General features: G+C 51.4%; 4 protein-coding genes. 3 read left to right on the top strand and 1 reads right to left on the bottom strand.

Annotated elements, in window-relative coordinates; genetic code table 11:
• Positions 1 to 277: 277 nt before the first annotated feature.
• Entirely contained in the window at positions 278 to 553 is a 276-nt protein-coding gene (locus JHU38_RS07780) for an HU family DNA-binding protein (protein ID WP_107581863.1), read from the bottom strand.
• Positions 554 to 768: 215 nt separating this feature from the next.
• On the opposite strand from JHU38_RS07780, the gene JHU38_RS07775 reads away from it, so the two are divergent.
• From JHU38_RS07775 to secDF, 3 genes are all read left to right on the top strand, one after another.
• Complete coding sequence (locus JHU38_RS07775; RefSeq protein WP_107581862.1) at positions 769 to 1,716, top strand: rhomboid family intramembrane serine protease; 948 nt, start codon at positions 769 to 771, stop codon at positions 1,714 to 1,716.
• Positions 1,717 to 1,724: 8 nt separating this feature from the next.
• Positions 1,725 to 2,807, top strand: a complete 1,083-nt coding sequence (locus JHU38_RS07770; protein ID WP_107581861.1) for an endonuclease/exonuclease/phosphatase family protein — start codon at positions 1,725 to 1,727, stop codon at positions 2,805 to 2,807.
• A 250-nt stretch (positions 2,808 to 3,057) separates the two neighbouring features.
• Positions 3,058 to 6,066 (top strand): protein translocase subunit SecDF, encoded by a 3,009-nt coding sequence (gene secDF, locus JHU38_RS07765; protein ID WP_107581860.1) that lies wholly within the window; start codon positions 3,058 to 3,060, stop codon positions 6,064 to 6,066.
• The last annotated feature ends 75 nt before the right edge of the window (positions 6,067 to 6,141 follow it).

The following is a 6,141-nucleotide window of genomic DNA, read 5'->3' as shown; positions in this document are numbered from 1 at the left end:
AAGAGTTTTTTGTTAAACAGAGATGTGTATAAAGAGTAGTCCCTTTGGGAGGGCCGGGGTGGGTCATTACTTTTGCGAAAGCTATGCTTTGACCTCCTAAAAGGGCTGCTTTTACACGCTAAAAGCTATGCTTTAACCCGCTAAAAGCTATGCTTTTAGAACGGGAAATGATGTAAAAAGTTACTCGGTTTTGCTTCGGAAAAGGAGAAATATACAAACTAAAAAAGGCGACTCCCGCAGGAATCACCTTTTTTAACCGATCGTTATCGAAAAACGATTACTTGTTGACAGCAGCGGTAAGCTCCGCACCGGCCTTGAACTTGGCAACCTTCTTGGCTGCGATGGCAATCTTTTGCTTTGTAGCGGGATTGATACCCTCACGAGCCGGACGCTCGTTTACGCTGAAAGTACCGAAACCTACAAGCTGGATTTTGTCACCGGCTACGAGCGCGTCCTTAATAGCGGCTACGGTAGCGTCTAATGCTTTCTTCGCGTCAGCTTTGCTCAAGTTAGCACCTGCTGCAATCTTGTCAACTAATTCTGTCTTGTTCATAATTTGAAGTATTAAATGGTTATGTATTAATAGTTAGCGTCTTAACATTTCGCAAATATAGGGCATTCCTTTTATAATCCAAACAAAAAAATGAAAAAAGTGGCATAATTTTTGAAAATTTGTGCTTAAAGGCCGCTATTTGCAAGCTTTATACGATATTTTTCGTACTTTTGCCCCTATCTCTTTACGGATAAAACGAAATTAAAATTACAAGAATGCGAACGATTCCTACCATCACCAAAAACCTGCTGATCATCAATGTCATCATATTTCTGGTGAGCTATTTGGCCGGTGCCGACGCTTATGGAAACCTGAGATTGAACGACACGTTCGGTCTCCATTTCTTTCTGGCGCCCGACTTCCATATCTATCAGCTGCTCACCTACATGTTCATGCACGCCACCTTCACCCACTTGCTGTTCAATATGTTCGCGCTGTGGATGTTCGGCTGCGTGGTCGAAAACGTGTGGGGCCCCAGAAAGTTCCTCTTCTATTATATCTCGTGTGGCATCGGCGCAGGCCTGTTTCAGGAAGCGGCCCAGTTCGGCCAGTTCTACCTGCTGGCCGCCGACCAGATTCCCAATTTCTCGCTCGGCGATATCGGAATGGTGGCCGACAACAGTGCCGCCCTGCTCAATCTGTGGACCACGGTGGGCGCCTCGGGCGCCATCTACGCTATCCTGTTGGCTTTCGGAATGATATTCCCCGAAGAGCGAATCTTCATCTTTCCCCTGCCTATTCCCATCAAAGCGAAGTGGTTTGTGGCTCTCTACGCGGGTATCGAGCTCTTCTCGGCCATGGCCGGTACGGGTGGCAACGTGGCCCATCTGGCCCATTTAGGCGGAATGGTGTTTGGTTTCTTCATGATTCGCTACTGGCGAAAGCACCCTACCTCGGGCTACGGACGGGCGGGTGGCGAGGCCTTTTTCGACAACCTACACAACGCTTGGGAGCGACGCAGCCACCGTTCGTCGGCCGGCAAGTCCGACCGAGAGCCGTTTCATACCGGCAGTTCGCACGACAGCGACTGGGAATACAACGCCCGCAAACAGCGGGAACAGGAAGAGATAGACCACATTCTCGACAAGATTCGCCGTAGCGGATATGACAGTCTGACAGCCGAAGAAAAGCAAAAACTCTTCGACAGCAGCAACCGCAGCTGACCACACGCATGCTCAAGCAACTCAAGCACTTCACGCTGCACGCGATAGCCGGGGCCAACATCGCCACCATCGTACTCATGTTGCTGGTGGGTTATTCCGATAGGATCAATCCCGCAGAACATAATTACTTAGCTATCGTCGGCTTGGCCTTTCCCATTTTCCTCGTTCTGAACATGGGATTTATCATTCTATGGGTAATCTTCAAGCCCCGTGGCGTACTCATCCCTATGTTGGGCTACCTCGTTTGCTACGGTCCCATCCGTATCTACATGCCCCTCAACTCCGACACGAAGGTTCCCAAGGGAGCCATCAAGGTGATATCGTACAACGTCTGGAGCTTTGCGGGCTGGGAAACGCCGCCCGGCACCGACAACGCCATCCTTTCTTATCTGCACGATCAGAAGGCCGACATCCTCTGTCTGCAGGAGTCTTCGGGCAACGAATTGGGTCAGGCCCGCGTCGACGCCGTGCTCGACACGCTCTATCAGTACAAGGATACGGCCTGCGTAGGCAGCAGCCATAGCCTGACGACCTACAGCAAGTTTCCCATCCTGTCGCGCGAGCACATCCGTTATCCGTCGGTCGGCAACATGAGCATGGCCTACCAACTGAAAATAGGGCGCGACACCGTTATCGTCATCAACAACCATTTGGAGTCTACCGGTTTTTCGGCAGAGGAGAAGGAGCAGTTCGGCACGCTCGTCAGGGGCGAGTTGAAGGTAGATAAAGCCAAGAGCGAGTCGCGTCTCATCATCAACAAACTGGCTGCCGCCTCACGGAAGCGGGCACCCCAGGCCGACGCCGTGGCCCGCTATGTCAGCAAACACAACGGACGAAGCATCATCCTCTGCGGCGATTTCAACGACAGCCCCATCTCTTACACCCGACATAAGATTGCCGAAAACCTGACCGACTGCTACGTGAAGACCGGCAACGGACCGGGAATCAGCTACCACCATTCGCGTTTCTGGGTGCGCATCGACAATATCATGTGCTCCGCCCATTGGCAGCCTTATGCCTGCAAGGTCGACAAGAGCATAAAAATGAGCGACCACTATCCCATCATCTGTTGGCTGAAGCGAAAACCCTGACAGGCGTCGGGGGCAGAAAGGAGGCGCTGACGGGCTGTTGCGTTTCTGAAAAAAGTTGCTTTAAACGGCTAATCTACAATAGAATAGCCCATAGAAGCCGTGTAAATACTTAAAAAAATGAATATTAAAGCCCATTTTTTTTAAAACTCCGAAAAAATAATTATCTTTGCACGACTTCAATATATAAGGTTTATTAAAGTTAACGAAACGTAAGATTCGAAAAACAATAAATTAATAACATAACAAAAAAATGCAAAACAAAGGAATTGTAATTTGTACAGCCGTCCTCCTGACGCTTGCAAGCATTTTCTATCTTTCGTTCTCAGTTGCCACACATTATTATGACAGTGAGGCCGCGAAGTTGAAAGATCCCATCGCCCAGCAGGATTACAAAGATTCTGTGAAGTACTTAGGAATCTACTCTTACCAGAAGTGCTTGGAGACCCAGATCGGTCTCGGACTCGACCTGAAGGGCGGTATGAACGTCATCCTTGAGATTTCCGTGCCTGATGTTGTAGAAACATTGGCCGATCACAAGACCGACGCCGCTTTCACCAAGTCGATGAAAGAAGCCAGAACCGAGGAAGAGACCAGCCAGAAAGACTTTATCTCCCTGTTCGTAAATGCCTACAAGAAGAACGCTCCGGGCCATCGCCTGGCAGAGATCTTCGCTACCCAACAGTTGCAGGGTAAGGTTTCGCCGCAGAGCACCGACGCGGAAGTCGAGAAAGTGTTGCGCTCGGAAGTGCAGTCGGCCATCGACAACTCATTCAACGTTGTGCGCACCCGTATCGACAAGTTCGGCGTCGTTCAGCCCAACATCCAGAAACTCGAAGGCCAGACCGGCCGTATCATGGTAGAAATGCCGGGTATCAAAGAGCCGGAGCGTATGCGCAAGCTGCTCCAGGGTAGCGCCAACCTCGAATTTTGGGAGACCTACAACGCCGAAGAAATCATTCCTTATTTGCAACAGCTCGACAGCCGCTTAGCCAATGGTGGCGCCGAAGCCGACACTACCAAAGCCGACACGGCCAAGGTTGCCACACAGGACGCTGCCGCCAAAGCCGTTAAGAAGGCTGCTCCTCAATTTACTTTGAAGGAAAAGAGCGGCAAGACGAACATCACGGAGAGCTCCAACGCCCAGATGGAAGCCGCCAAGAAACTTCATCCGCTGTTGGCCATGCTCCAGACCACGGGCCAGAACTCTCTGGCTTTGGTAGGTTATGCCAGCGTCCGCGACACGGCTGCCATCAATAAGATTATCTATAGCCCTTTGGCTAAGCAAATACTGCCTTCCGACGTAAAACTCCTGTGGAGCGCCAAGCCGGCCGACGGTATTCAAGCCAAGAATATCTACGAACTCTACGCGCTGAAAATAACGTCCACCAGTGGTCGCGCTCCGCTCGAAGGCGATGTTGTGACCGACGCCAGCGACCAGTTCAACCACTTGACAGGCGCGCCGGAGGTTTCCATGACCATGAACTCTGAGGGCGCACGCCGCTGGGCAGCCCTCACCAAAGCCAATGTGGGCAAAGCCATCGCCATCGTATTGGACGACGTGGTTTATTCAGCTCCACGCGTTAACGGCGAAATCGACGGCGGTCAGTCGTCTATATCGGGCAACTTCACCATCGAAGATACCAAAGACTTGGCCAATACCTTGAAGTCGGGCCGTATGCCGGCCCCCGCCCGCATCGTTCAGGAAGAGGTTGTAGGTCCTACTTTGGGCGCCGCCTCTATCCAGCAGGGTATCGTTTCGTTCGTCATCGCTTTCGTTCTTCTGATATTCTACATGCTGGCCATGTACAATATTATCCCGGGTATGATTGCCAACTGCGCGCTGATCATCAACGTTTTCTTCACGTTAGGTATTCTGACGTCATTCCAGGCGGCCCTGACGATGAGCGGTATCGCCGGTATGGTGCTGTCATTGGGTACCGCGGTCGACGCCAACGTGCTCATCTATGAACGTATCAAGGAAGAGCTGCGCAGCGGCAAACAGATGAAGCAGGCCGTCAGCGCGGGCTACGGCAACGCCTTCAGCGCCATCTTCGACTCCAACCTGACGTCATTGATTACCGGTGTCATCCTCTACATGTTCGGTACAGGTCCTATTCAGGGTTTCGCTACCACATGGATCATCGGTATTGTCTGCTCGTTCTTCAGCGCCGTATATCTCACTCGCTTGGTTTACGAGTACAAACTGAACCACGACAGCTGGATGCACCTGAAGTTCTGGACACCTATTTCAGAGAATCTGATGCAGGGAACAAACTACAAGTTCATGTCGGCTTATAAGACAACGTTTGTCATCGCGGCAGCGGCCATCGTATTGTTCTGCGGCAGTTTCGTCGTAAGAGGCCTGGCCCGAAGCATCGACTTCACCGGCGGTCGCAACTATGTGGTGCAGTTTGAGAAGTCTACCGAACCCGAACAGGTACGCGAAGTGCTGGGGCATATCTTCCCCGGTTGCACTTCGAGCGCCCTTTCGCTGGGAACCGACAACAAGACCATTCGTATTTCGACCAACTATAAGATCGAGTCGAACAGTCCGACGGTTGACGATGAGGCCGAGACCATGCTCTACAACGGCTTGAAGAAGGCCGGCATGGTGAGCCAGAAGAGCGTAGACGATTTCAAGAATCCCGACGTTCGCCAGGGCGGTTCCATCATCAGCAGTTCGAAAGTAGGTCCTTCGGTGGCCAAGGATGTGACCAATGGCGCCATTATCAGCGTGCTCATCGCTCTGCTCGCCATCTTCCTCTACATCTTTGTGCGTTTCCGCAACATCGCCTTCTCCGTTGGTTCAACCGTGGCCTTGGCCCTCGACGCCATCACCGTGATCGGCTTGTTCTCGCTCCTGCAGGGCGTGTTGCCATTCTCGCTCGAAGTAGACCAGACGTTTATCGGCGCCGTACTGACCGTGATCGGTTACTCCATCAACGATAAGGTGGTTGTGTTCGACCGTATTCGTGAGAACCTCAAGCTCCATCCGAAGCAGGATATTCAGAACTTGTTCAACGACTCTATCAACCAGACTTTGGCCCGTACCATCAATACGTCGTTCTCTACATTGATCGTATTGCTCGTCATTCTGTTCCTCGGTGGTAAGAGTATTCAGCCGTTTGCCTTCGCCATGACCATGGGCGTTGTCTTCGGTACGCTGAGTTCTATCTTCATCGCTTCGCCTATCGCCTTCCTCGTGATGGGTCGCACCATCCGCAAGGAAGAAGCATTAGAGGTTGCGGAAAGCAAATAAATTCACATACCATTATATTATCGAGCCGCATGGAATCAGTTCTATGCGGCTCTTTTGCTTCTATCAATACACAAA

The sequence above is a fragment of the Prevotella illustrans genome (assembly GCF_017426725.1).
Taxonomy (GTDB): Bacteria; Bacteroidota; Bacteroidia; order Bacteroidales; family Bacteroidaceae; genus Prevotella; species Prevotella illustrans.
Note: the sequence above shows the minus strand (reverse complement) of the source record. Positions and strands in the feature narration are given on the sequence as shown.

Coding starts and splice junctions, on each gene's coding strand:
- JHU38_RS07780 (WP_107581863.1), bottom strand. CDS start 553: ATGAACAAGACAGAATTAGTTGACAAGATTGCAGCAGGTGCTAACTTG.
- JHU38_RS07775 (WP_107581862.1), top strand. CDS start 769: ATGCGAACGATTCCTACCATCACCAAAAACCTGCTGATCATCAATGTC.
- JHU38_RS07770 (WP_107581861.1), top strand. CDS start 1,725: ATGCTCAAGCAACTCAAGCACTTCACGCTGCACGCGATAGCCGGGGCC.
- secDF (WP_107581860.1), top strand. CDS start 3,058: ATGCAAAACAAAGGAATTGTAATTTGTACAGCCGTCCTCCTGACGCTT.